22 protein-coding genes and 1 riboswitch are annotated in these 25,040 nt (G+C 38.3%); of the genes, 10 read left to right on the top strand and 12 right to left on the bottom strand.

Translation table 11 applies throughout. The features are described from left to right. Positions 1 to 72: 72 nt before the first annotated feature. From DSM106972_RS47255 to DSM106972_RS47245, 3 genes are all read right to left on the bottom strand, one after another. Positions 73 to 300, bottom strand: a complete 228-nt coding sequence (locus DSM106972_RS47255; protein WP_201800885.1) for a hypothetical protein — start codon at positions 298 to 300, stop codon at positions 73 to 75. Then, complete coding sequence (locus tag DSM106972_RS47250) at positions 267 to 566, bottom strand: CU044_2847 family protein (protein WP_127087196.1); 300 nt, start codon at positions 564 to 566, stop codon at positions 267 to 269. The genes DSM106972_RS47255 and DSM106972_RS47250 overlap by 34 nt, the downstream gene beginning before the upstream one ends. A 125-nt stretch (positions 567 to 691) precedes the next feature. Next, positions 692 to 1,660: an aldo/keto reductase gene (locus DSM106972_RS47245; RefSeq protein WP_127087195.1), complete on the bottom strand. Its 969-nt coding sequence runs from the start codon at positions 1,658 to 1,660 to the stop codon at positions 692 to 694. Positions 1,661 to 1,796: 136 nt separating this feature from the next. Here DSM106972_RS47245 and DSM106972_RS47240 point away from each other — a divergent pair, with 136 nt between their 5' ends. From DSM106972_RS47240 to DSM106972_RS47220, 5 genes are all read left to right on the top strand, one after another. Next, positions 1,797 to 2,045 carry a bromodomain-containing protein gene (locus tag DSM106972_RS47240; protein ID WP_233787318.1) on the top strand — a complete coding sequence of 83 codons (249 nt, stop codon included), beginning with the start codon at positions 1,797 to 1,799 and terminating at the stop codon, positions 2,043 to 2,045. 63 nt (positions 2,046 to 2,108) lie between these two features. Then, entirely contained in the window at positions 2,109 to 2,927 is an 819-nt protein-coding gene (locus DSM106972_RS47235) for a thermonuclease family protein (RefSeq protein ID WP_233787319.1), read from the top strand. Positions 2,928 to 3,293: 366 nt separating this feature from the next. After that, positions 3,294 to 4,898: an NHLP bacteriocin system secretion protein gene (locus DSM106972_RS47230; protein ID WP_127087194.1), complete on the top strand. Its 1,605-nt coding sequence runs from the start codon at positions 3,294 to 3,296 to the stop codon at positions 4,896 to 4,898. A 2-nt stretch (positions 4,899 to 4,900) separates the two neighbouring features. Further along, positions 4,901 to 7,111, top strand: coding sequence for an NHLP family bacteriocin export ABC transporter peptidase/permease/ATPase subunit (locus DSM106972_RS47225; RefSeq protein WP_127087193.1), 2,211 nt, complete (start codon positions 4,901 to 4,903; stop codon positions 7,109 to 7,111). Further along, positions 7,101 to 8,276: a DUF7005 family protein gene (locus DSM106972_RS47220; protein WP_127087192.1), complete on the top strand. Its 1,176-nt coding sequence runs from the start codon at positions 7,101 to 7,103 to the stop codon at positions 8,274 to 8,276. The genes DSM106972_RS47225 and DSM106972_RS47220 overlap by 11 nt, the downstream gene beginning before the upstream one ends. Before the next feature lie 45 nt (positions 8,277 to 8,321). Here DSM106972_RS47220 and DSM106972_RS47215 read toward each other — a convergent pair whose 3' ends face one another. The 3 genes from DSM106972_RS47215 to DSM106972_RS47205 form a co-directional block, all read right to left on the bottom strand. Further along, complete coding sequence (locus DSM106972_RS47215) at positions 8,322 to 9,203, bottom strand: GNAT family N-acetyltransferase (RefSeq protein WP_127087191.1); 882 nt, start codon at positions 9,201 to 9,203, stop codon at positions 8,322 to 8,324. Positions 9,204 to 9,586: 383 nt separating this feature from the next. Further along, positions 9,587 to 9,904, bottom strand: a complete 318-nt coding sequence (locus tag DSM106972_RS47210) for a Nif11-like leader peptide family RiPP precursor (RefSeq protein WP_158633005.1) — start codon at positions 9,902 to 9,904, stop codon at positions 9,587 to 9,589. A 315-nt stretch (positions 9,905 to 10,219) separates the two neighbouring features. Then, positions 10,220 to 11,740 (bottom strand): FAD-binding oxidoreductase, encoded by a 1,521-nt coding sequence (locus DSM106972_RS47205; protein WP_127087189.1) that lies wholly within the window; start codon positions 11,738 to 11,740, stop codon positions 10,220 to 10,222. Positions 11,741 to 11,823: 83 nt separating this feature from the next. Here DSM106972_RS47205 and DSM106972_RS51915 point away from each other — a divergent pair, with 83 nt between their 5' ends. Continuing rightward, entirely contained in the window at positions 11,824 to 11,979 is a 156-nt protein-coding gene (locus DSM106972_RS51915) for a hypothetical protein (protein ID WP_158633004.1), read from the top strand. Positions 11,980 to 12,057: 78 nt separating this feature from the next. On the opposite strand, the gene DSM106972_RS47200 is transcribed toward DSM106972_RS51915, so the two are convergent. Further along, on the bottom strand, positions 12,058 to 13,200 hold the full coding sequence (locus DSM106972_RS47200; RefSeq protein WP_127087188.1) for a TerB family tellurite resistance protein: 1,143 nt from the start codon (positions 13,198 to 13,200) through the stop codon (positions 12,058 to 12,060). Positions 13,201 to 13,219: 19 nt separating this feature from the next. Here DSM106972_RS47200 and DSM106972_RS47195 point away from each other — a divergent pair, with 19 nt between their 5' ends. After that, positions 13,220 to 15,991 carry an NHLP bacteriocin export ABC transporter permease/ATPase subunit gene (locus DSM106972_RS47195; protein WP_127087187.1) on the top strand — a complete coding sequence of 924 codons (2,772 nt, stop codon included), beginning with the start codon at positions 13,220 to 13,222 and terminating at the stop codon, positions 15,989 to 15,991. Positions 15,992 to 16,019: 28 nt separating this feature from the next. On the opposite strand, the gene DSM106972_RS47190 is transcribed toward DSM106972_RS47195, so the two are convergent. The 4 genes from DSM106972_RS47190 to ntrB all read right to left on the bottom strand — a co-directional run bounded on the left by DSM106972_RS47190 (position 16,020) and on the right by ntrB (position 20,631). Beyond that, positions 16,020 to 17,357 (bottom strand): ArsB/NhaD family transporter, encoded by a 1,338-nt coding sequence (locus DSM106972_RS47190; protein ID WP_127087186.1) that lies wholly within the window; start codon positions 17,355 to 17,357, stop codon positions 16,020 to 16,022. Positions 17,358 to 17,497: 140 nt separating this feature from the next. Beyond that, the gene (locus tag DSM106972_RS47185) at positions 17,498 to 18,334 is read right to left on the bottom strand and encodes an ABC transporter ATP-binding protein (RefSeq protein WP_127087185.1); all 837 of its coding nucleotides are present in this window, start codon (positions 18,332 to 18,334) and stop codon (positions 17,498 to 17,500) included. 35 nt (positions 18,335 to 18,369) lie between these two features. Further along, positions 18,370 to 19,779, bottom strand: coding sequence for an ABC transporter substrate-binding protein (locus DSM106972_RS47180; protein ID WP_186538610.1), 1,410 nt, complete (start codon positions 19,777 to 19,779; stop codon positions 18,370 to 18,372). 12 nt (positions 19,780 to 19,791) lie between these two features. After that, positions 19,792 to 20,631, bottom strand: coding sequence for a nitrate ABC transporter permease (gene ntrB / locus DSM106972_RS47175; protein ID WP_186538613.1), 840 nt, complete (start codon positions 20,629 to 20,631; stop codon positions 19,792 to 19,794). Between the two features lie 106 nt (positions 20,632 to 20,737). After that, positions 20,738 to 20,936: riboswitch (cyclic di-AMP (ydaO/yuaA leader) on the bottom strand. 252 nt (positions 20,937 to 21,188) lie between these two features. On the opposite strand from ntrB, the gene DSM106972_RS47170 reads away from it, so the two are divergent. Both DSM106972_RS47170 and DSM106972_RS47165 read left to right on the top strand, forming a co-directional pair. Next, positions 21,189 to 22,379, top strand: a complete 1,191-nt coding sequence (locus DSM106972_RS47170; protein WP_127087184.1) for a sensor histidine kinase — start codon at positions 21,189 to 21,191, stop codon at positions 22,377 to 22,379. 37 nt (positions 22,380 to 22,416) lie between these two features. Then, complete coding sequence (locus DSM106972_RS47165) at positions 22,417 to 23,076, top strand: NAD(P)H-dependent oxidoreductase (RefSeq protein ID WP_127087183.1); 660 nt, start codon at positions 22,417 to 22,419, stop codon at positions 23,074 to 23,076. Between the two features lie 77 nt (positions 23,077 to 23,153). On the opposite strand, the gene DSM106972_RS47160 is transcribed toward DSM106972_RS47165, so the two are convergent. Beyond that, positions 23,154 to 23,393: a hypothetical protein gene (locus DSM106972_RS47160; protein WP_127087182.1), complete on the bottom strand. Its 240-nt coding sequence runs from the start codon at positions 23,391 to 23,393 to the stop codon at positions 23,154 to 23,156. Between the two features lie 331 nt (positions 23,394 to 23,724). Between DSM106972_RS47160 and DSM106972_RS47155 the strand changes: the two genes are divergently transcribed. Beyond that, positions 23,725 to 24,744 carry a hypothetical protein gene (locus DSM106972_RS47155; RefSeq protein ID WP_127087181.1) on the top strand — a complete coding sequence of 340 codons (1,020 nt, stop codon included), beginning with the start codon at positions 23,725 to 23,727 and terminating at the stop codon, positions 24,742 to 24,744. The last annotated feature ends 296 nt before the right edge of the window (positions 24,745 to 25,040 follow it).

Here is a 25,040-nt window from a genome sequence, read left to right as displayed (position 1 = left end):
ACAGCGTGTAAAATTTAACTCTAACGTCTCTTATTAACTTTTCGTTACATAGTTAGGAATTTTGGCGCCGACTTACTTAACAGGAAGCTTTCCAGACATCATTTTTGCAAACGCGCGTACAGCCGTAGATTTACCAGTTCCTCGTTGTCCACTAAGTAAAACTCCACTAATACGGGGTGCAATATATGCTAACTCTAGTGCCAGCTTTAACTGTTGCTGACCAACAATTAGCGTGTACGGCAATATTTGAATTGCTGATTCTCCAGTTATACTGGTTTCGATGGGTCTTTGAGTGTCCATTTCATTGTTACCTCCATCTGTGCCTCGGCGCCTAATTTTACTAAAACTGGTACACCCGCTTTAGAATCAAGCTTAATTGCCAGTTTTACCTCAAATTCATTTGGTTTAACAGCATCACTCATTTGACTAATGCTCTGTATTACCTCTCGCGCGCAACTGCGAGATAAATCTAAACCCCTACCAAATACATCTTTTGCTGCCCTGACTACTCTCTCTCCACTATCTCGAAACACCTCATCGTCATCTGAAGGCGGAATTGTATCCACCTCAATATATATATATCTACTTTTTCTCCGTCAATTATGCTTGTACTTTGAATAATGGGCACAAATAGCTCTCCGAACAAAATTGGCTACAAGCTTGTATTATATAAATAATTGTCCTAACGTTATTAAGTCCAAGCGCGGTAGAATGTGCTGTCCTGCCAAATTTTGGCTGTACGTTCTTCAATAGCTGCTAGTTGGGTATTGCTTAGTTGCTCAAAAGCACGAGCTACTTTAACATTTTCTTCTAATTGCTTTACGTCATCTGCTGAAATTATGCAGCAGTGAACACCAGCTTGCGATAAAGTATAACTCATTGCTTGTTGCATTCCTGTTAAACCACTAGATTGAAATAACTTCCCGTAAGCGGGTACTTTCATTGCTATTACACCCACATTTTGTTGCCGAGCTAATGGTAAAACCGAGGATAAGAACGGGCGCGCATGATGTTTATCTGCTGCGTTTATGGGAATAAGCGTTGTGTGAAAAGGATAGCGACGCATTGCTTCAACTATTACCTCTGGTTCGTGATGTCCGGTAATACCAACAAATCGAACTAACTTCTGCTCTTTAGCTTCTTCTAAAGCTTTAATTCCGCCATTTGCACTAAAGATTTTTTCGACATGTTCAGGCGAAGCAACACTGTGCAGCTGCCACAAATCTAGATAATCTGTATTAAGACGCTTTAGAGAACGCTCTAATTCTCGCCACATACCATCTCTGTCTTTTTCATAAGTCTTACTGGTTAAAAAAACCTTTGAACGGTAAGATGGCAGGACTTTTCCCAGATAAATTTCATTTGTTCCGTAGCTAGCGGCAGTATCAAAATAACGAATACCAAGTTCAAGCGCTCTTTCAATAATTGCCAAAGCATCACGTTCTCTATCCTCTTTGTCGAGTGGTGTTTTTGTACTTGCACCTCCCAATCCCAACAACGGAACTTTTACCCCCGTGCGTCCCAAAACTCTTTCGGGCATAGAAACTGGTGTTTTAGCAGCATCGGAACTATGGAATTGCAAGCTATCTGCTGCCACAATACTACCAGCAACAGCCATACTGGTAATTAAGAAATTGCGCCGCGTTTTTTTTGCTTTCATAAATTTCTTCGCAAGGTTGTCTTCCCCAAGCAGACCAGTCGCTACTTTGTTATGTTAGCGTACAAAAATAGAGATACTTCAACCTGTGGAATGAGTACCGAGTTAGTGTTTTAGTTTTATTATTTAGCAATAAATAGTGAAAAACAGTTTATCTGTTTTTGAGGTTATGGACATTAGATACAGATGGAAAAACGGCGCCGCACCAAGTCGAGACCAAGCTGCACATGAACAGCATTTGCTCGATGAAAGTCAATTCAGTAATGAACAAGATAAAAAAATTGCTGAGGAAACAGCCAGGAAAAAACTTGGTGTACCTTTGGTAACAGACGATGATGCACGCTCGGTGTTACCAAAAGCTGCTCCCCCAGATTCACAAATACAATAAACATCTGCAAAATCTATTTGCTCTCAGCAGGCTTTGTCAGTACATAAAATATCTAAGTAAAAAATGTGTATAGTAGAGACGCGATTAATCGCGTCTCTACTAAATGTTTGTCCACGTTGTATTCAGGGAATAATAAAACCAGATAATTTATACACCTGTTTACACATGGAATTTTTTCAACAACTAATTTTAATACTAGGTCATATTGTTGGTTTCGTTGATGGCAGAACTATTCAGGTTCAAGAGAATACAGGTAAACCAGTTACCGTCAAACTTGCATGTATTACTGTACCTGAAATAACTGGACAGCGTAAGCAAGCAGAAGAAAGCTTAAGAAAGATACTGGTGCCAAATACTCCCGTAATTGTCAAAACTACAGAATCAGTACAAAATGGTAGTACACTTGGTGAGGTGTTTGTAGATAATAAGTCTATAAATCTTCGCATGGTAGAAGAAGGCGCCGCTACTGTTGAACTAAAAACTTTGAACAACTGTTTTGAAAGCAGGAGTCAATATTTAATTGCTGAGGCCACTGCTAAGAACAAACGTTTAGGGTTATGGAGACAATCAAAAGTATATTCCTTGCGTGGAAAACTAATTTATAAAGAAATTCCTCCAGTTATGTCACAAGAAGCTTATTTGGGTGAGGAGTTTTTTTTAATTACTGATTCTCGCTTAGGTCGTAAAATGGTGTTGCGTCCATCTGAACAAGTTTCTCGCACACAGTTACAGTCATTTCATAATCAACAGGTTGAAATACAAGCTGTGTTTGTTGAAGGTACTCGTCCTTCTCAAGGAAGTAGTGCTTGTCCTATTGATATTAATGCTCAATGTTTGCCTCAAGGTGCAGGCTATCGGGTTTTATCTATTAAATCTTTGTAGCACAGGCATACGAACTGTGCCACTTAATACTATACACGCAAGAAACGGAAAAATACGTATATCGCTGAAGTTATGAGTTGTAGCACCATGTTATGCTCGGAGTGTCTAGCTGGGATGCGCCGCAGTGCATCCACAGCGTTCGACATATCATTGACAATCTTTTGACTTTTCAGCGATTCTGCTTTAATCATAAGTGAAGCGCCGACTGTGGGCATTGATTCGTCAAAATTAAAAATTTTATATAGAAATTAATATGTATATGTGATTTTTTCTTCGGTAGTGGGAATACTAGGGAAAGTCGATTAATGCTTGTTGCTAAATTTATCGATATTTCCAATAATTAAACTTAGGCTTTCGGCATTCCCTATGAGTAAAGACAAATTATTTCGTCAAGAGTCGTTAGAGCGATTATCTTCTCCAGAAAGACTAGACCAGTTGATGCAAATAGTCAACCCTAAAGATTGGTTGCCTTTAACGACTTTGGGTGTTTTTGTTGTCGGAACTTTGATATGGAGTATTTTTGGTCGTATCCCGATCACAGAGAATGCTCCCGGTGTGGTAATTCTTCCTAAGCGGGTAACGCAGTTTCAATCGAATATTCCTGGACAGTTAAAAACAGTAAACGTTAAAGAAGGTCAATGTGTAGATAAAGGTTATGTGTTAGCAACGATTGACCCCCCAGAACTTAAGCAACAGCTAGAGCAACAGCGCGCTAAACGTGGTCAGTTGTTGGCACAGTCGCAGGATAGTGGAGCATTACAAGGTGAACGTGCTAAGTTAGAAAAAGAAACTTTAGCGTCTGAGCGTTTAAGTTTATTGCAACGTTTAGAGGCGGCTCGACAGCTTACTCCTATACTTAAGGATCAAGATTTAAAGATTATAACCCAGCAACGTCAAAGTTTAGAACAACGGTTGCAATATATACTGACATTAACTCCTGCTTTGAAGAACAAAGCATCAAATGCAATTGCTCAAGAAAAACTTAGTATTCAACAACGTCTACGAGATTTTGAAGCTTTAGTTCCTGTACACAAACAAAGACTGGAAAAACGCCAACAATTATTAGCCGAAGGCGCCATTACCGCCGACAGTGTGTTACAGGTAGAACAGGAGTACCGCCAAGCATTACAGTTAATTTCCGATACACGAGCGCAGTTAAAACAGTTAGATGTAAAGGAAACAGAGTCACAACAGCAATATTTAACTAATATCAACAGTATAAGTGAAATCCAAGTTCAACTTAAAGATTTGAGTCTCAAGCAAACTCAGGCACAACAAAAATATCTCGATAATATCAACGGCATCTCCCAATTACAAAACCAACTACAAGAAGTTACTACCAAAGCTAAACGTTTGGAGCAAGAAAATCTATCAACCTCTAATAACAGAATAAACGAAATTAAAGAAGTAGAACGCAATATTGCTTACATAGAGGCAAAAATAGGCGAAAGTAGCCAAATTATCAGCAAACAAGCTGGATGTATTCTAGAGGTTACTTCTTCAGTTGGACAATTTGTTAATGCTGGCTTTCCTATTGCTACCATGAATGCTCAAGGTGAAGGAGGAAAAATGTTAGCGATTACTTATTTTCCTGTTAAAGATGGTAAGAAAATGAAACGGGGAATGTCAGTTCAAATTACCCCTGACACAGTTAAGCGTGAAAGATTTGGTGGTGTCGTTGGCAAAGTTGTGTCAGTTTCTTCATTTCCAATTACTCCGGAAGGCGCCTTTTCTGTTTTGGGTAATGCAGAATTAGTCAAGAAATTAACCGCTCAAGAACCTACGATTGAAGTGACTGCCGAACTCGAACTAGATGAATCTACTTACAGTGGTTACAAGTGGTCTTCGTCAAAAGGACCACAGTTGAAAATTTCACCTGGCACTACTACTACTGCTCGCGTACAAGTTGAACAGCAGGCGCCTATTACTTTTGTGTTACCAATTTTAAAAGAGTGGACGGGTATTAATTAGAAATGACACAAGCAAACACTAAACCTAAAATTTATAAGCGAGCTAAAACACCTACATTACTGCAAATGGAAGCTGTAGAATGTGGTGCAGCAGCTTTAGGGATTATTCTCGGATACTATGGTCGTATAGTACCATTGGCAGAATTACGACGAGAATGTGGAGTATCGCGCGATGGCAGTAAAGCTTCTAACGTTCTCAAAGCTGCCAGACGCTATGGTATGGAAGCTAAAGGTTATAAAAGAGAACTTGCTAGCTTACGAGATATCAAACCACCTTACATTGTTTTTTGGAACTTTAACCATTTCCTGACAGTGGAAGGATTTAGTAAAGAACGAGTATATTTGAATGACCCTGCCACAGGACCGCGTACCGTCTCTTTACAAGAATTTGACGAAGCTTACACAGGCGTTGTTTTATGTTTAGAGCCAGGAAAAGAATTCCAAAAGGGAGGACGTAAACCTAACTTACTATTCTCACTGCTTGATAGATTAAAGAGTTCTGTTGCCGCTCTTACTTACTGTCTACTCGCCGGGTTATTACTAGTTATTCCTGGCTTGGCAATACCTGCTTTCAATCAAATATTTATTGATAACATAATTGTTGACCTTCGAGCCGATTGGTTACGTCCATTACTGCTCGCTATGGGCGCCGCACTCGTGTTACAAGTATGTTTAACATTTTTGCAAAAGCGCTACCTGCGACAACTTAAAATTAAATTATCTGTCGGAATGTCAAGTAGCTTTTTTTGGCATACCCTAAGACTACCAGCAGGTTTTTATGCCCAAAGATTTGCTGGTGAAATTAGTAATCGTGTTCATATTAATGACAAAGTAGCTGAGGTAATCTCTGTTAAATTAGCCAGTAATATCATAGATGCGGTTATGATAGTGTTTTATGCCATAGTCATGTTTACCTATGACTGGCTACTCACGTTAATTGGCATATTTTTTGCTGTTGTAAATATTGTCGTTTTTCAATATATCTCTCGTCAACGGGTAGATGCTAATATGAGATTAGCTCAAGATATGGGAAAAGCTGCAGGTGCCGGAATTGCCGGATTGCAAAGTATGGAAACTCTGAAAGCGGGAGCTTTAGAGTCAGACTTTTTTGCACGCTGGGCAGGTTATTATACAAAAGGAATTAACTCGCTACAAGAATTAGGTGTTACAAACCAAACTATTGGGGTTTTGCCGCCACTTTTCAATTCATTAACTTCTATGTTTATACTAGTACTCGGTGGATTACGAGTAATGGATGGTCATATTAGTATTGGAATGTTAGTAGCGTTTAAAAGCTTAATGGAAAGTTTTCAAAAACCTGTTGATAATCTTGTAAAATTTGCTGGCGAAATTCAGGAGTTGGAAGGAGATATTAACCGTCTTGATGATGTATTAAACAATAAAATTGACCCTCAATTAGAAAATGCAACTCAGTCCGGGCCAAAACAACTCGCATCACCAATTAGTACTTACCGTCTAAAAGGTCATGTCGAGTTAAAAAATATTACCTTTGGTTACAGTCGTGTAGAAGTACCTTTAATTGAAAACTTTAACTTATCACTCAAACCAGGACAAAGGGTTGCGTTCGTTGGAGGTAGTGGTTCCGGTAAATCCACTGTGTCAAAGTTAATAACTGGTCTTTATGAACCTTGGGAAGGAGAAATCTTCTTTGATGGCAAACCTAGGTCAGAAATACCTCGGTCTGTGATAACTAATTCTCTGGCAGTGATAGAGCAAGATATCTTACTTTTTTCTGGCACAGTCAGAGAAAATTTAACTTTGTGGGATCCAACAATACCCGATAGTCAGTTAGTCAAAGCTTGTATGGATGCTGCTATTAATGATGTAGTAATGGCATTACCAAGTGGATATAACGGGCAATTGATGGAAGGAGCAGCTAATTTAAGCGGAGGTCAGCGTCAGCGTTTAGAAATTGCTCGTGCTTTGGTAACTAATCCATCAATCGTGGTCATGGATGAAGCAACTAGTGCGCTAGATACAGAATCAGAGAAAATTATCGACCAAAATATCCGTCGTCGTGGTTGTACTTGTATTATTGTTGCTCACCGTTTGAGTACCATTCGAGATTGTGATGAAATAATTGTTATGGAAAAAGGTAACATAGTACAACGTGGCACCCATGAAGAGTTATTGGAAATGGACGGCTATTATGCACGATTGATTCGTTCAGAAGGGGGAAAAAATGATGCTTGATTCTCTTCGTGCTGATATATTAACCTACTTTGGTGCCAGTATTTCTGAAACTGAAGAATTACTTGCCTACAACCACAACGTATTTGAGCGGGATACGTTAACTCATAGAGTCGAATTTCCCCTTGTTTCAGAACCTCATGTCTCAGCATGGAAAGAATATGCTGTTGCCGCACTAGAAGTTGGGACATTTCAAGCGTTAAAATTCCGACTCGTACAGTTGCAATTTCCTATTCAAGAAGGTATGAGCCAAGATTCAGCGTATCGCGCAGCTACACGTAGAGGTGTTATGACAGAAGCAAGTGGTTTGATTTTAAAAGAACCGTCAAAACTTAAGTTGTTCATACATCAAAGTCTAGCAGGCGCCATTCCAGTTTTACTTGCCCCAAACCGAGAGGACTTTGTATCTCTAGTACAAGCACTAACAATGCGGAATGAACCCCTGCCAGTGCCAGCTTCTATGGGAGCTTGTATTGTAGGTGGTTTCAACAACTGGGATAGAATTCGTAGCTTACGTCAACAATGGGAAGCTAAAAACCTTGAGAATTGCTCAGAAAGTGCTTGGAATAAAGAATTTCAGCAGATAATTCCACAAAAACAGCTTTATCAGGATAGATTTATTATTTTGAGCAATGGTGCTTATAGTGGTGTTTCTGCTCAAGATATGGGATTAGAAGAATCTGAATGGTTACGCTTATCCCTTACAATTCGTTTAGAGCATGAATGTACTCACTACTTTACACGTCGTTTGTTTAATTCAATGCGTAATAATTTGTTTGATGAGTTAATAGCCGACTACCAAGGTATTGTCGCAGCTAATGGATACTATCGGGCTGATTGGTTTTTCCGCTTCATTGGTTTAGAATCATTTCCTAGTTACCGAGAAGGAGGTAGACTAGAAAACTACCGGGGTCAGGCGTCTTCTGAAGATTTACTTTCGGATGGTGGATTTAAAATTCTACAAGTCTTAGTGAAAGCAGCCGCAGAAAATCTACAGTGCTTTGATACTGAATACTTGGATAAAGGCAAAATTAAAGACACAAGCATTCAATCTCTAATGTTGATGACTTTGAGCCACTTGACCTTGGAAGAATTAGCTTATCCAGAGGCAAACACTCGTATTCAAGAAGTTTTAGACCAATTACAAATAACTTTGTGTACAATGTAGAGACGTTACATGTAATGTCTTTACAACACGTTATTCAATTTGATGTTATATCAATACTTTACAACTACCTCTAGTTTCTTTTAAAGAATTTAAATAAGGTATCCAGTAACGTTTCACAAAATTCACCATCCCTTGATGTTGTAGTGGCACCGTCCAGATGCATTTAAAAATGTTAGCCTGACATTGACGTTTACCTGCTTCCGCATATAACGAAATAATTCGCCCCATTTTCTGCAAATCCTTCCGGACAAAACTACAGGTATAACGGATTGTGTCTGAAGAGAACCGATGGTTAATCACCCATCCTACTACTTGTTCTTTGTAACGCAAACCTAAACTATTTAATGGTTCAAAATTATTTTCATATTGAAAAGGTATTAAATCTTCGGGAATCCAAGGCTGAATTTCCTGCTGTTTTTTCATAGCTTGTCGTTCTTGTTCGGTAATTTCCTCCCAAGGGAATATACTGTATTCAGAAGGAAGATGACTGTACTTCTTTACCCACTCTGCTTCCAATACTTTATTGTCTCCTCTACATACGAGCATTCGTGATTGTGGAAGTTCCCAGTGACATTTTTGAAGCAGATGTTCTAGAACTGCTGTTGTGGGTTGTCCCGCCATGTAAACAATCTCCACTTTTTTACATCCTCTAGTTTGTAGCTCTTGTTCTAACCGCTTGAGCAAAGATGTTCCCAACCCTGTATTGCGATATGAAACTTTGACAAATATAGAGAGAACCTCCGCAGATTGATTATCTTCGCAAATTTTTGCTAGAACTAAACCTACTGGTTGCTCCTGGTGTGAAGCGCTAATAGCCACTATAGACTGTTCAGAGTCTATGTTTCGCAGTGAATCGCGGAAGTTCGGGAAAGTTAAACTTTCACAATGGGTTGCTGCTGACTTTTCTAAAGTGTTGAGTAAGTACATTTACTACCTCTTAATAATGAAGTTGCCAAGTATTGTGGTATAGCAAACCATGTCCTTAAAGCTTGCTAATTGCAAAGTATAAAAAAGCACTACAGGATGTCTCGAAGTCAAAAAGTGCTTAAATTCGTGTACTACTGAACGAAGTTGCCAACACTCTTCTTCCGTAAATAAGTCAATTTCAGTTATCATTATAAATAATTTTTACTGAGTTATTCGCTTATGTACAAACTTGATGAACTTATTATTAAAAAACATGTTAATTTTAAACAATTTTAAATATTTTTATAGTTGATGAGAAAGGAAGGTTTTTTTCACAAACCTTCCTTCAATCTTAATTTTGTGTGCAACAGCTTATCACACAGTTAAATTACAATGCCTAAATACTACCAACCGCTAAAGCTTCCGCCAACACTTATGCCACCAGGACCGACACTTATACCACCACCAATCCTAGGAGAACTTTTACCGCCAGCCACAGCTTCTAGTAATTCATCACTGAGTTCACCAGACTGATTTGCATTATAAATTTCTTCAAGTTTAGCTTTCATTTCTTCAACTGAGAAATTATAGCCTTTTTCTTGAGCTATTTGCATAGCCATTTCAGTAGCGCTATCCAGACTATCAGCTGCTGCTAAACGATCTCTAAGTGCTGCATCTGAGATAACAGCAGAGGTGAATTTTTCCATGTTCGATGTAGACATAATTAATTGATTCCTTATAAAATAATTGAACTTTTCCTTTTTTATTGAACTTTGAATTTTTAAATATAACCTCAGCATTATTACTGATTTCTAATCAATAAAATATCGGCTTGAATTATCTTTTTGTAAATAATTTTAAGTATATAGCAATATTTATTATTCAATAATATAGTGCTTGATGTAATCGATTATAAATGCCGTAAAATACTGAATTGTAGAGACGCATTCACGCTGTGTCCCGCAGGGAATATATCGCGCCTCTACATCTACATATTTTTACAACTCATTTCGGATTATTATATAAAATATTTTTATTTATGCCCAATCTTTTCTAAAATCATACCGACCAGGAGCAAGGATATCGTTTGGATCGAGTGTTTGTTTGAGGGTTTGCATTAGCTTTCCATAGTCATCTTGGGTACGTGGAAGACTATTCATCGATTGAATACCTAGACGGTATGGGATATGCCCATCTTGAGTTAACAGTTGCAGCAAGTGGTCATGACAAGACATTGCTCGTTCATCCTCAAAAGGAACATCCCGGTCAAACATAATGGCGATAAATATCTGTACACTTCTTCCTGATATGCAACTTATCGCAATATTTGGCTCGAACCCATACTTATTAACTGTTGTTTCAATTGTGTATATTGCTTGGGTGATCACTTGTCCATCAAAGGGCAAAATTGGACAAAGCCACACAACACCACAAAGATCGCGGTCGGGGTTAATATTTTGTGGTAAAGAAGTTTTCTTACGCCAGTAAGTGCTTCTTATATTTTGGTCAGTAGGAACACCTAGAGACGAGTTGTTAATTAGTAAATCATTATGGTTATCTTGATCCATAAAGCTCAAAGATTCTACCTGACCTGTAAAGGTTTCTTCAATTAGCTTGCGAATTGCTAACCCCTGCTCCCGACTAGCAGAATACAAGCATCCAGTACCAAGCCACCGCTCGAACCTTTTCAATTCCTTTAAACACAGAGGTGTCTTCTCACCCATAATTTGCCAAGGGTATCTCCCTTGTCTTGCTAAGAATTTATAGCTATTCCAAAAGGTGAAACAATTACTTCTAATCGCATCCTGTAAAATCAGTGGTTGAAGCTTATCTATAAAGTTACTCAAATGACCACTATCCTGAATCACACAATTAAATGTCTGGAAAAACTTGGGTAGAGGTGTTAACCAGACGGTCATTTGGGTGACGATACCTAAGTTAGATTGGCTGAACAACCCATCAAGTGCAGGACCAACACCCCAGCGATTAACAGCTTTAGCACTGGCATTAGCAAAGCGACCAAAATCTGTATGAATGCATTCTCCTGTAGGCAAGATAATTTCAAAATTACAAACATGAGCCACTCTCTCTCCTAATGGACCCGAACCGTCACCCCGTTCCAAGGTATTACCAATCACACTCGCTTCTGGTGAACCGCCAATCACAGAGATAAATAGCTTTGAATTTTGCTCTTTCAAAAACTCATATACCTGACGGAATGTTACACCTGGCTGTATGGTAATGTAAGCAAGTTTTTCATTGTAATCTATAATCCGATTTATCCGGCTCAAGTCTAGAATCGTGCAGTTATCTTGTACTGGAACTCGCGAACCAAGTCCCCAGTTTTTTCCACGACTGATAGGATATAGAGGAGTTTTATATTGATTTGCAATTTTTAGGCACTCTTGAACCTGACCAACAGTTTCTGGACGTAACACGGCATAAACTCGTTGCGTCGTCGAAAAAGTTGCCTGCTCGTAAGTTGATAGGGTTGCTGTGTCTGTTAGTAAATAGTCTGAAGTGAGAACAGCTTGCCATGCATTTAATAAATCATTCACGTTTTTTACTCACAATGTGGCAAAAAAAAACTTTACATCTATCTAAAGTTATATTTATTTTTTTGGCATCAGTAATTGTACTGATGAATACCACTTACTTGACGATAGTAGGTTGGGTAAAAGCTTTGCTCCCCCCAACAAATACGATTCGCAGTTCGCAATTACTCAAGGTAATTGTTGATGTTGGGTTCCGTTCCTCCACCCAACCTACAATCCAATTTTTTAGCTTAAGTAAGTAACATTCAATTGTGCTGGCAAACATGCGTAACTAAGTTGTAAGCTGGAAGCGGCGCCTACATTCAGAACAAATATTAGTGTTAAAAGCTCAATACTTCGAGAGTGTCGAGAATATATCTAGCTGCATCCACAAAAATTTCATTTATTTCTTGAAACTTATCAGGATGAATTATAGATTTTAAACGTTTTAAGACTACTGTATCATCAATACCATCACCACCAAAAACAGCCTCCAAAAAATTAACATATTGTGGCTCAATGCTTAACCAACTACCAGCAGAATGTAAGTATTTTCTTTCCTCAACTGATATTTCGCCATCTACAGCAGACATTTCATAACAGAAACTTATCAATAGTATCTTTTCTGGTTCTGATAAAGATGATGTAAGCTTTAACCACTCTTGCGGTTGTTGATAAATATCACTTTGAGGAACTTTCTCCAATAAAATTTCCATCAACTCACGCACATCATTATCTTTTTGCGGAATTAAACGCTTAATCGTTTTTACTAATAGTTGTTTTTCTACCTTTTGCTGCATACCATCTGCCATCATAACCCCCCAACTCATAGTTAGTAAAGATGTTAAAAATAGAATAATGGTATTAATATCACTCTTAACAAGTTTTTTACCTGTAATACGTGTCAACAGTTCTACGGAATCTAAACTAACGAATCGTAAACCTAAATAATCAAAATTTTTAGGATTGATTAAATTTTGTAACTCTTTCCAAACAGCAATATTTTCAATATACTTACTAGTATACCAAACTTCTAAAACTTCCGTATATTGAGGAGGAATTTTCAGTATATTTGCTGTTGCTCTTAGATATTCTCTTTCACCAGAAGCTATTTCTCCATCTACCGCTGACATCTCATAAGAAAAACTAATTAACAAGATTTTTTCCTCTAGAGAGAGCGATGTCGTCAGCTTTAACCATTCGGACGGATTTTTATATACCGGGTTTTCTCGGATGCCTTCAATCAAAAGTTGGATTAATACAGGTACATCACCCTTTTTAGGAACCAATTGTTCAATGGTTTTTTCTAATAATCGTGTTTCAGATTCAGTAACAACACCATCAGCAAACATTACACCTAAAGTCATCGTGACTAATGCTGATAAAAAAATTACGCTCTTGTTTACATCTGTATGATTAAGCCTACGCCCTGTTAAGCGCGATAACAATTCAACTGCTTCAGATTGAACTAGTACTGTGTTCATAACTTAAAATACCTTTCACATGAATAAAAAAAATCAAGTCCTCAGCCCTAATTTCCTCCTTAAAGCAAATCAACCTCTACTTTTGGATGACCATTCCATTGTTTGGACGATTGAATCGGGAGTGGTAGGGTTATTTGCGGTCGCAATCGAAGACGGTATTCTAGTAAGCGACCGTCGCTATCTATTTAGTGCAAGTGCAGGGGAGGCATTATTTGGCTTTGATCTTGCTAAGGTTAACTCGATAGTTACATCAACTGAGGAGACCAACCATCCCAAAATATACGGAATATTAGCAGTACCCTTAGAAGAAAGTTATTTAAGTAAAATTACGCAAAATGATTTTGAGGAGTTGGTAATTGATAATCAAAGTTTATTGGTAGCCAAACCTGTAAGCAATAAAATAATCGTTTCAGCAGAAAAGTGGATAGAAAAATTTTCTACTTTCCCTGGAGTTGTCAACCCTACAACAATTCTAGATACTTCGACTTTATACACTTGGGAAAGTCTTTCTGAAAAGCTGGTGCAGATGCACAAAGATTTTCTGCGATATCTCCATCAATTAGAACAGCAGGAATCCGAAGAAATACTGACTCAGTTTCAAGCAAGAGAAAAACTCAACCTTCAAGTAACCACTGGGGCATTGGGAGAACTTGCCTCTATTCTCAAACCTAAAGCTAAAACCTTTTTAGAAGAAGATACTAATTTACTAATGGCGGCAGGCGCCGTTGGAAAAGCTTTAGGAATTAAAATTCTGCCTCCAGGGAAATCAGAAGACTTAAATCGTGTCAAAGAACCAGTTGAGGCAATAGCACGCGCGTCTAGGGTTCGTATGCGTCGAGTTATTTTGACTCCTGGTTGGTGGAAACAAGACTCTGGAGCGTTGCTAGCCTATACTGCTAGTGATAAATGTCCTGTAGCACTTATACCTATAGGTGGTAGTAAATATGAAATATTTGATCCTGAAACTCAAAAGCGAACTTCTGTAGCAGACTTTTTGAAAAAAAAAGAGTTAGAACCAGTCGCTTACATGTTTTATCGGTCTTTACCAGATCAAAACTTGAAAGCGGTAGATTTACTTAAATTTGCCTTAGCGGGTCGTGGCAAAGATATTATGGTCTTGTTTTTAGCAGGGGTTATTGGTAGCTTGCTGGGCATGGTAACTCCTCAAGCTACTAGTATCCTTATAGATAAAGCTATCCCTGATGCAGACAGGGGATTTGTAATGCAAATTGGTATTGGCTTACTAGCAGCTAGTTTTGGTACTGCTATATTTCAACTCACCCAAAGTTTTGCATCATTAAGGCTAGAAAGTAATTCTGACACTGGTACACAAGCTGCTGTATGGGATAGGTTACTCAATCTGCCCATGTCATTTTTTCGTGAATACTCTATAGGGGATTTGCAATCACGAGTTTCAGCGATTTCCAAGATGCGTCAGCAACTAAGTAGCAGTACTTTAATGACTCTTTTCACCAGTTTGTTTTCCTTACTGAATTTGGGTTTGCTGTTTGTTTACAGTTCCAAATTAGCCTTGGTTGCTGTGGGTGTAGGTATAGTCGTTATGATAGTTACAATTATATGTGGCGCCCTTACTCGTCGTACTATGCGTCCTTTGGAAGACATAGAGGGAGAAATTTCTGGCTTGATGGTGCAACTCATCGGAAGTGTTTCTAAACTGAGAATTGCAGGCGCCGAAAATCGTGCTTTTGCTCACTGGGCAAAAAAGTATAGTAAACAACTGAAGCTTATGTTGAGTACTCAGTTAGTTGAAGACGTGGTTGCAGTATTTAATATTATGGTACCTGTTGCATCTTCTATGATAATTTTTGCTTTATCAGCTAAAATTACGGCGGATTCAATGCAACCAGACGCACCAGCGGATGCAGAAAAGTTAACTGCTGGAAGTTTTCTTGCTTTTAATGCAGCTTATGGGATATTCATCAATGGTGTTACTAACTTAAGTAATACCTTGATTCAAATGCTCGAAGTAGTAGTTTTATGGGAACGTGCGCAACCAATTCTTCAAGCAACACCCGAAATTGATTTACAAAAAGCTAATCCTGGTAAACTGACTGGCAAAATAGAGTTAGAACATGTGTCTTTCCGCTATCGTGCAGATGGTCCTTGGAATTTAGATGATGTTAGTATTAAAGCTGAAGCAGGGGAATTTATTGCTTTTGTTGGTCCAAGTGGCAGCGGTAAATCTACTACAATTCGGTTACTATTGGGATTTGATACACCTGAAGTAGGAACTGTTTTTTATGATGGTCAAGATTTATCAGGACTAGATATATCCGCTATTCGGCGCCAACTAGGTGTAGTATTGCAAAACGGTCGAATTAACAGTGCATCGATATTTGATAATATTTCCAGTGGCGCCTTAATTACGATGGATGAAGCTTGGGAAGCTGCACGCATGGCAGGGTTTGCCGAAGATATTGAGGCCATGCCAATGGGGATGCACACTGTAATTTCTGAAGGTGGTACGAACCTATCTGGGGGGCAACGTCAACGAATGTTAATTGCTCGTTCCTTAGTCTTAAAGCCTAAAATTTTGATTTTCGATGAAGCTACTAGCGCACTGGATAATCGCACTCAGGCAATAGTCAGTGAAAGTTTAGATAGGTTGCGGGTAACACGAATAGTAATTGCCCATCGTCTTAGCACCATTCGCAATGCTGACCGTATTTATGTAATTGAAGCAGGTAGAGTAGTACAGCAAGGAACTTTCGATCAACTCGCCCAACAAGAAGGACTATTTGCGAAATTAATGGCTAGACAAATTGCTTAACTATGGGTGGGCACTGCCCACCCTACTGCTACCGCAAGAAACGGAAAAATACGTATATTGCTGAAGTTATGAGTTGTAACACCATTACTGGTATGCCGTACTTTAAGAAGGTTTTAAACGAAATACGGCGCCCATGTTGTTCAGATACACCTGCTGCTACTATATTTGATGATGCTCCAACCAATGTACCATTACCTCCTAACGTGGCGCCAAACATCATTGCATAAAACAAAGGTAGTACTTCTGGAGGAAATTGTCCATTAAAACCAGATTGAAGAATTTCGGCAGGCGCCATGCCAATATTAACTACATATTGTTTAAGTAGGGGCACCATTGCTACTACTAATGGAATATTCGGAACAACACTCGATACTAATCCCACAAAAAATATTAAAAAGATTGAACCTAAAGCAATATTTTTTCCCAATACTGCTGCGAATACTCCAGATAAGTTATTAATTACTCCTGTCTTTTCTAACCCTCCGATTAAAACAAATATACTCATAAAAAAGATAAGTGTACTCCAGTCAACATCACGAAGAATATTGTTCACCGAATCAATTTTACTATTGTGTGCAAGCAGCATTGCTAATCCGGCGCCTAAAAGAGCTACGGCAGCAGGTGAAACTGGTACTGGCAACCCTTCACCTATGACAAAAAATAGTAAAACTAGAGCTACTATTAACCCTCCTAATGCTAAAACACGTGGATGATTAATTTTGGGGTGCGGTAGTTCTTGTAAAGTATCAAGTTTTGTATTCCAAATTTTACGAAATAAAAATGGTAAGGTGGCAGTAACGGTCAAAATAGCAATTGCTCCACCGAAACTTAAGCGATATAAGTAATCGGTAAAACTTAGATTTATGGCATCACCAACAATATATGTAGCTGGGTCACCAACAATTGTTAACAGTCCTGCACTATTCGCAACAAATACTAGTAATAAAAGTAATGGTACAAAATTTACTCCCACTTCTTCTGCCATTGGAGGAATTAAAGGCGCCAGTAACATAACTGTAGTTGCATTAGGTAAGACAGCGCAAATTGGGGTTGTAATTAACACAATACCTAAAAGTAACCGTTTACCTTCACCTTTGGCTAAAATTACTAGTTGTGTAGCTAAATACTCAAAAATTTTAGTTGGTTCAAATGCTCGAACTAGAACCATTACACCAAAAAATAATGCTAAAGTACCGTGACTGTTACCAATGTAACCAACAGCGTCTTTTAAAGTCATGACATTGGTAAATACAAGCAATAATGCACCTAATAAAGTTGCAATTGTCAAGTGTACCCACTCAGTCATGATTAAAAAAATAACGCACAAAAATGTGATAATGCTGACTAATGCTTGCCAATTTTCCATCGAATACCCCTAATTAACTATCAAATTTCTGACAATCTCTGATAAGATGGTCTCATATTAGTTAAAAACAACTACCTATTCAAGGTAGTTGTTTTGCACTTTTTGGATTTTTTTAATTTTTATGACATTTAAAATTTGAACTAATCATCTGCGGTAAAGTTTTGTTCAAGGAAATTAAGAGCATAGTTACGAAGTTCATAATACTCTTTTGAGTTTCGCATTTCTGAGAGATTTCTAGGATGAGAGAAGGGTACGTCTAGAATTTCACCAATATTAGCACTAGGTCCATTGGTCATAAGAACGATGCGATCTGACATGTAGATTGCTTCATCGACATCGTGAGTAATCATCATTACCGCTTGTTTGTGATTTTCCCAGATATCTAACACTTGACGCTGTAATTTACCGCGCGTTAATGCATCCAAGGCGCCAAATGGCTCGTCCATTAACAGCATTTTAGGGCGAATCGCTAATGCACGTGCTATACCTACACGCTGTTTCATCCCTCCCGATAATTCATCAGGGTATTTATCGGCTGCAGCAGTCAAATTTACCATTGCCAAATGCTCGTTAACAATACTGACTTTTTCAGCACGAGTGGCATTTTTTAATACCTCATCTATTGCTAGACGAATATTTTCTCGCACAGTTAACCAAGGTAATAATGAGTATTGCTGAAACACCATCATTCTTTCGGCGCCAGGTTTACGAATTTCTTTGCCATCAAGTAGCACTCGCCCGGCAGTTGCTTTTTCTAAACCTGCCACGATTTTAAGGAGTGTAGATTTACCACATCCCGAATGCCCAATTACAGAAATATATTCATTTTCGCCAATCGTAAGATTAACTTTATCTAGCACTACAAACTCATTGTTGTCTTGTTTACGATAAGACTTACGTAAATTGATTACTTCCAAAAATGCAGGACTATTCAAATTTGACTCCTGGTCACTTGTTGGGTAAATGGTAGATTTCATTGTATACCTATATACGAAGATAGTGTGTGTACTAATTAGGACATGAAGAAGGATTGAGGACGGTTTGCGCGAATTTCAAAACTTTTGAGATATCCTATAGGGTCGCTGGGGTCAAATGGTTTTTTATCAATAAAATTATCAGCAAGCTCGATTTTGTAATCTTCTTTTGGTGATTCAATACCCATTTCTGCTGCAATTTCACGATACAAGTCTGTTCGCCATGCTTTGCGCGCTAGCAGTTCAGCATCTTTAGGAAATCCTTTATTTTGTCCCCATCTTGTAGCCTGTGTCATTAACCATAAACTTTCAGACTGCCACATAAATGTTGAATGGTCGTTAGGAATACGCGCTAAAGAAGCTGGTAAATCAAAAAATATTGTTGTTTCAGGTGATGATACTATGCGTTTATTCCCATCAAAACCACCATAATTGTATTCTCCTACGATTCCCGGACGAGTTAGCTTGGGTTTGGCGCCTGTAAATGAGCGGTCAGAGATAATTTTCGCGACTTCTTCATGGTTTTTGGGGTTGCCACAGTATCGACAAGCTTCAATCATCGCTTTAACCAACGACCGATAAGTTTTGGGATTTTCTTTAATAAACGACTCCATTACAGCAAGTAACCTATCTGGGTGTCCATGCCATATTTCGCGTCCCTGAGCAAACGTAAAGCCAATACCTTCGTTACCAGTAATGGCGCGCGTGTTCCAAGGTTCTGCCACCATATAACCCTGCATTGCTCCAATTCGCATATTTACCACCATTTGCGGTGGGGGGACAATTATAATCCGAAACTCTTCATCTGGCGCCACTCCCGCAGCCGCAGCTAAGTAACGAACAAAATATTCGTATATAGCAGAACTCAGTACAACTGCCCAAACGCGCTTTTCTGAAGGTAATTTACCGAAGTAATTACGAAAATCACGTCCAAACGTTTCTAAATCACCGTTATAGTCTTTCCACGGTCGCAACCCAGCTTCCCACATTACCTTATTCATAGTTAAGGCATTACCGTGACGGTGAATTGTCATCGCTGCACATAATGGAGCATGACGGGCGCCTTCTGCACCTGTACGAGCGTTTGTGACGGCGCCGCATACAACCGGAGAAGCATCCAAACGTCCAAAAATGATTCCATCGCGCGATGTTCCCCAACTAGCTTCACGACTAAGGGTTACATTTAAGCCGTACTTACGAAAAAATCCTTTTTCCCAGGCGATAGCAAATGGCGCACAATCGTTTACTGGTACATAACCAATAGTCAAATTAGGTTTTTCGAGAGTTTTGGGATTAACAACCTGTTCAATTTCTAATGCTTGCTTTGATAAACCCTGTGGTGCCCGGTTTGCCTTGACAGCACACGAAGAAAGGACGCTAAGAGCTGCGGTCGATCCTACACCTTGGATAAAATGGCGCCGTGTCCAATTATTATTTATGTTACTCATACTCTTAAATACCTATTTACGATGAGTAACAAATTCTTGGAGTTTAGTAACAGCGTAATCAAGTAATAGTCCAGTTAAACCTATTACAAAGACTGCCAGAAAAACAGAGTTTAAATTAAGACGACTCCATTCGTCCCAAACAAAAAATCCAATTCCAACACCACCTGTTAACATTTCTACTGCCACAATTACAAGCCAAGCTATTCCTAAGCTAATTCGTAAACCCGTAAAAATATAAGGCAGACTTGCAGGTAAAATAATTTTGGTGATTTGGCGCCAACGCGGCATTTCTATAACTCGCGCAACATCAATATAATCTTTGGGAACACTCGATACTCCCAAAGCTGTATTAATGATAGTAGGCCAAAGCGAAGTAATAAAAATTACAAAAATCGCTGATGGGTCTGCAAGATTGAAAATAGCCAGAGAAATTGGTAGCCAAGCCAAAGGTGATACAGGTTTAAAGATTTGAATGACAGGATTAAGTGCCATCATCGCTTGCTTGGACATACCAACTAAAAACCCGACAGGAATAGCAACTAGGGCGCCTAGTCCAAATCCGATTAACACCCGACGCAAACTAGCTATTAGTAACCAACCGATTCCCAAGTTACCAGGTCCGCGTTCAAAAAACGGATTCATTATATAGTCAAGATTAGCAACTAATGCCTCTGCTGGAGTTGGCATTAGTTGAGGGTTTAAAATTGCAATTATCCACCATAACAAAATGACCCCCAAAAACCCCAAACAAGGCAGCAGAAAACTATCGCGCAAAATGAAGGGTTTAGAACGGCGCCATACCGCTTGCCCAGCAACCGCTGCAATTGCTGCTAAATTTAATTGGAATATCACAGAGCAACCTCAACAGATTTTAGTAGGTACAAAAATCCGAGCAGTACCAGCCGAGGATATCTGATTAAGATTGCAACACTAAAATTAATATAGCGCTATCTTTTCAGTTTCCTCTCAATGCCTACGAAGTTAGCTGACGGGCTAGAGTTGAGAGATACTCCTCTTTTTAAAGTTACGAGTCCTGAGTTCTGAGTGGGTTTATTTCTCAGCACTCAGCACTTTCTACTCAGAACTTTAAAAAGATACGCCCCAAAATTGGTTCCTCCGTTCCGAAAGTTCCTATATATACTTAGTTTTCATAAGTATAATTTTTACTATCGAATTAGGCTGACTTACTCTAAATATAAATTATAACATTAATACTACTGTATACCTATCTACCTTTAGGATTAGCATTACTTATTGTTGTATAGGTCTTAATTCACATTAACTTAGTTAAACACTGTTGTAATTACTCCTTAAGATAGATAAAATATTTTTATTTATTGCTAATGACAGTTACATAGCTAAAATAATTGCAATAAAAATAATATTATTCTCAATTTTAAGAATCAATAATGAATGTTAGTGATCTGTTACTAGAAAAGACCGACGCAATTACAAATGAATGGCTAGCAGAAGTCCGTAAGGACAGACAGATCACCACTGCTGACAAATTGCGTTCGAGCGCTATAATTGACCATCTCCCTGACGTACTCAAGGCGATGTCACATGTACTAGTGGAATCTCACGATAATGATATTCAAACGATTGTTAAAGCTAGTTTACAACATGGTGTTCTTAGAGCAAGACAAGGATATGACCCATTAGAAATTGCAAGGGAATATCATTTATTGAAAACAGTAATATTTGATACTCTTGAAAAAGATTTAGTGAGTATAAACACTATAAAAGCGATTCGCGCGATACGAATAATTGATGCAGTCATAGATGAAGCGGTAGCTCAATGTTTCAAGAGTTACGTAAGCGAGCGGTTACATGAATTACAACAGTTGCAAAGTCAACTGAAATTAAATAACGAAGAATTGAATCGTTTAGTGCGTGCAAATCAAGACAACGTTTCATTTTTAGCACACGAACTAAAAAATCCCTTAACTTCTATAATCGGGTATTCAGATTTATTTTTGCGTGTACAGCAACAACCACCCGAAGTTAGAGAGAAGTATAATAATTTAGCGCATATTGAGCATATACTAAACAATGGAAGGCAACTACTTCGCCTTATCAACAACGTATTAGAGATTTCGCGGTTTGATGCTGGAAAACTGAAAGTAAAAACTGCACCTACAAACGTGTGCGAAGTTATTAAAAACGTTCACGAAATGATGCAACCTCTCGCGCGGACTAAAAATTTGACAATAACAGTAGATTGTAAGGCGCCAATCGAAGTTATTACAGACTCATTACAGTTACAACAAATAATTACCAATCTGGTAAGCAACGCAATTCGCTACACTGAATCAGGAAGTATAAAAATTAACTGTGAACAATTAGGCAGTGAAAAATGGAGATTAGCAGTAATTGACACTGGAATAGGAATAAGTAAAGAAGACCAAACAAAAATATTTGAACCATATTACCGTGTTAACCGCGAAGATAAATCATACCCTCCCAACAGTACCGGGTTAGGACTAGCAATTGTAACAAGGCTAGTAAAACTACTACAAGGAAAAATAGAAGTTACATCCGAAGTCAACTTTGGTTCAACCTTTCAAGTGACATTTCCCATCAAAATATCGGGTGCGTGAGGTTATAGTTAGTAAGGAACTATCATGATTATTGTGTATGATTACCACAGTATCGGCGCCTGAAACGGTGTTAGAGCAACTGAAATGGCGTTACGCTACCAAAAAATTCGATGCCGACAAAAAAATTCCCAGTGATGTGTGGAAAGTACTAGAGCAAAGTATGGTACTGGCGCCGTCATCGTTTGGACTACAGCCTTGGAAATTTTTTGTAGTCAACAACCCAGGAATACGTCAGCAGCTTTTACCACATTCTTGGGGGCAAGCACAAGTAGTAGACGCATCTCATTTAGTAGTATTTGCGATTAAAAAAGATATCGACGCAGAATATGTAGACCGTTACGTTGCGCGGATGGCTGAAGTTCAACAAGTACCTGTAGAAAACTTGGCAAAATTTGCTGGAGTCGTCAAAGGATTTATGGAAAAACCCCCATATCCTCTTGATTTAAACGAGTGGTCAACCCGACAAGTTTACATCGCGTTAGGGCAATTCATGACCACTGCTGCATTATTAGGTATTGATACTTGTCCAATGGAAGGATTTGTGCCTTCAAAATATGATGAAGTGCTAGGACTACCAGAACAAGGGTACGCTGCCGTTGTCGTATGTCCCGCAGGGTATCGTTCTGCTGAAGACAAAAGTGCAGAAAGACCCAAAATTAGATTCGAGACACAAGATGTCGTGCAATATATAGATTAATTTTTTCTTTGATATTCGTACTAAGCACTTCAGTGCTTTCTTATTTAAGCACTAAAGTGCTTAGTACGAGCTTCTAATCAATCTTTATAACCCATCCCAACATGGATAGCAAACGCGGCGCCAACTCCCCCACCCAATCCAGTCGTCATACCCTTAACAGTTCTATATAACGCATCTTCTGTAAAACACTGACCAATATTACTATCATCACAACTAGGCTTATTCGTAAAACCCGATATTCCACCCACTACTAACCCTGCCATTGCACAGCAAGTTACAAATAAAAGCAGACGTTTTTCACTTTGATTTACAGTCATTGGTTACTCAAACTTTGTATTCTTAACTACATTCAACACAGAGACGGCGCCTGAAAATCATAAAAATAATTACAGGAACACGATAAGTTCAGTCGATAGATAGATGCTTATAAAAAACACCTTTATTAGTTATAACGGCACATACGACACATTAGCAACCAATGATGTTCCTTATTTTTGCAAAAACGTTGACTAAATTTTAGAAAAAGCTTCAATACAGCATGTAAATATAAAGTGCAAATTGCCAAAAACGCTTATATTTCTACGATATGCTTCATTTTTTCTCTAAAAACGTAATTAAACACAATTTGCTCCTTTAGATGCAACAAGAGTGGCGCCGTTCTGGGCTTGTAAAGGAGATAGAAAAAGCGAACTTTCAGCAGGCATAATTTTTTTAAGAAGGCTACTGGTTAATGGGTACGCTATAGAAATATATCAAGTGTGTCAAGAAGCGTTGGCGTATATTCAAGGTTATAATAATGTTCAACTAGCCGGAATTGATATTAGAACTGTTAATGATATATCTCTATATAATTTAAAAAATCAATGTTGTGTTCGACTATGGGGGTTGTCAAAGTTTGAGAATAATCAAGATTCTCGATATCAAAAATTTTTCAGCAGGACATTGGAGCGTTTAAATCTATACACAGAAGACCTGATTAAAATACTCTTCAACGAAAACCTAAATATTGACAGATTACAAGCCTCTGCTATAGTAAGTAAGATTTTAGAAAAAAAACAAGTAAAACAGGAAGTTATAAATACTAACCTTCCTATCAGACTAGCTAACGTTCTTGCAAAGAAAGAATACCTAAAAGCCCTACTAATTGAACGTGAGATTGATTTAGATTGTTATCAAGTAAATAAGTATTTGCAACTAATACCTAAAGACGAAAATTTTGTTGATAGCAATCATTATAAAAGAATGACTATTTATGTAAAATCCTTTTCTTATAGTGATTTACGTGAACCAGGTTATCGTAATAGACCAGTTATTGGAAGTAAAGGCGCCAGTCATCAATCTCAAAATTTAGTTGCTTTTCCTTATAAAGAAGCATATCTTCTTGCAACAGTAGACCGAGTGTTCTGGTTACTGCTAGAACCTTACATTTCAGATTTTGCTAAAGTTCAATTAAGTGAAGACGAAGGCTATTTAGAAAAGTATTATATCTCCGCACGGAAAACTTTAGTACCTTCTATAATAACTGTTACTTTAAACGGAAGGTGGAAAGCAAATATTCCATTTAGTCCTCATAATGAAATATCCTCTTTTGTAGAAGCGGTAGAGATTATTAAGAGTCCGTTACGGGAAAGCGGGATACCTAAATTAAGGTATTCTTTCAAATTGTAATAATCCGCGCATCATTTGCAATATCCGCGTTTTGGTAGAGGCTGAATTAATTCGGTCTCTCTTACTTAATCATTTTTAAGCTAGTGGTCAATATCATTAATTCTGAGAATAGGTGCCGTGCGCTTCAACTTTCTTAACTCTCATCTCTGTGCCCTCTGCACCTAATCGGGTAAAAATCTCTACTACCAAAATTAATGACACGGGGTCATCGCGAAGTGCTTTTTCATAGCGTGGTGTTACTCAACCAACATTACTATACCGCTCAGTCCATTTTAATGGACTTACGCTATTAGCCT

It is taken from the genome of Dulcicalothrix desertica PCC 7102 (assembly GCF_003991905.1).
GTDB lineage: Bacteria > Cyanobacteriota > Cyanobacteriia > Cyanobacteriales > Nostocaceae > Dulcicalothrix > Dulcicalothrix desertica.
Note: the sequence above shows the minus strand (reverse complement) of the source record. Positions and strands in the feature narration are given on the sequence as shown.

Coding starts and splice junctions, on each gene's coding strand:
- DSM106972_RS47255 (WP_201800885.1), bottom strand. CDS start 300: ATGGACACTCAAAGACCCATCGAAACCAGTATAACTGGAGAATCAGCA.
- DSM106972_RS47245 (WP_127087195.1), bottom strand. CDS start 1,660: ATGAAAGCAAAAAAAACGCGGCGCAATTTCTTAATTACCAGTATGGCT.
- DSM106972_RS47235 (WP_233787319.1), top strand. CDS start 2,109: ATGTGTATAGTAGAGACGCGATTAATCGCGTCTCTACTAAATGTTTGT.
- DSM106972_RS47230 (WP_127087194.1), top strand. CDS start 3,294: ATGAGTAAAGACAAATTATTTCGTCAAGAGTCGTTAGAGCGATTATCT.
- DSM106972_RS47225 (WP_127087193.1), top strand. CDS start 4,901: ATGACACAAGCAAACACTAAACCTAAAATTTATAAGCGAGCTAAAACA.
- DSM106972_RS47220 (WP_127087192.1), top strand. CDS start 7,101: ATGATGCTTGATTCTCTTCGTGCTGATATATTAACCTACTTTGGTGCC.
- DSM106972_RS47215 (WP_127087191.1), bottom strand. CDS start 9,203: ATGTACTTACTCAACACTTTAGAAAAGTCAGCAGCAACCCATTGTGAA.
- DSM106972_RS47210 (WP_158633005.1), bottom strand. CDS start 9,904: ATGTCTACATCGAACATGGAAAAATTCACCTCTGCTGTTATCTCAGAT.
- DSM106972_RS51915 (WP_158633004.1), top strand. CDS start 11,824: ATGAATACCACTTACTTGACGATAGTAGGTTGGGTAAAAGCTTTGCTC.
- DSM106972_RS47200 (WP_127087188.1), bottom strand. CDS start 13,200: ATGAACACAGTACTAGTTCAATCTGAAGCAGTTGAATTGTTATCGCGC.
- DSM106972_RS47195 (WP_127087187.1), top strand. CDS start 13,220: ATGAATAAAAAAAATCAAGTCCTCAGCCCTAATTTCCTCCTTAAAGCA.
- DSM106972_RS47190 (WP_127087186.1), bottom strand. CDS start 17,357: ATGGAAAATTGGCAAGCATTAGTCAGCATTATCACATTTTTGTGCGTT.
- DSM106972_RS47185 (WP_127087185.1), bottom strand. CDS start 18,334: ATGAAATCTACCATTTACCCAACAAGTGACCAGGAGTCAAATTTGAAT.
- DSM106972_RS47180 (WP_186538610.1), bottom strand. CDS start 19,779: ATGAGTAACATAAATAATAATTGGACACGGCGCCATTTTATCCAAGGT.
- DSM106972_RS47170 (WP_127087184.1), top strand. CDS start 21,189: ATGAATGTTAGTGATCTGTTACTAGAAAAGACCGACGCAATTACAAAT.
- DSM106972_RS47165 (WP_127087183.1), top strand. CDS start 22,417: ATGATTACCACAGTATCGGCGCCTGAAACGGTGTTAGAGCAACTGAAA.
- DSM106972_RS47160 (WP_127087182.1), bottom strand. CDS start 23,393: ATGACTGTAAATCAAAGTGAAAAACGTCTGCTTTTATTTGTAACTTGC.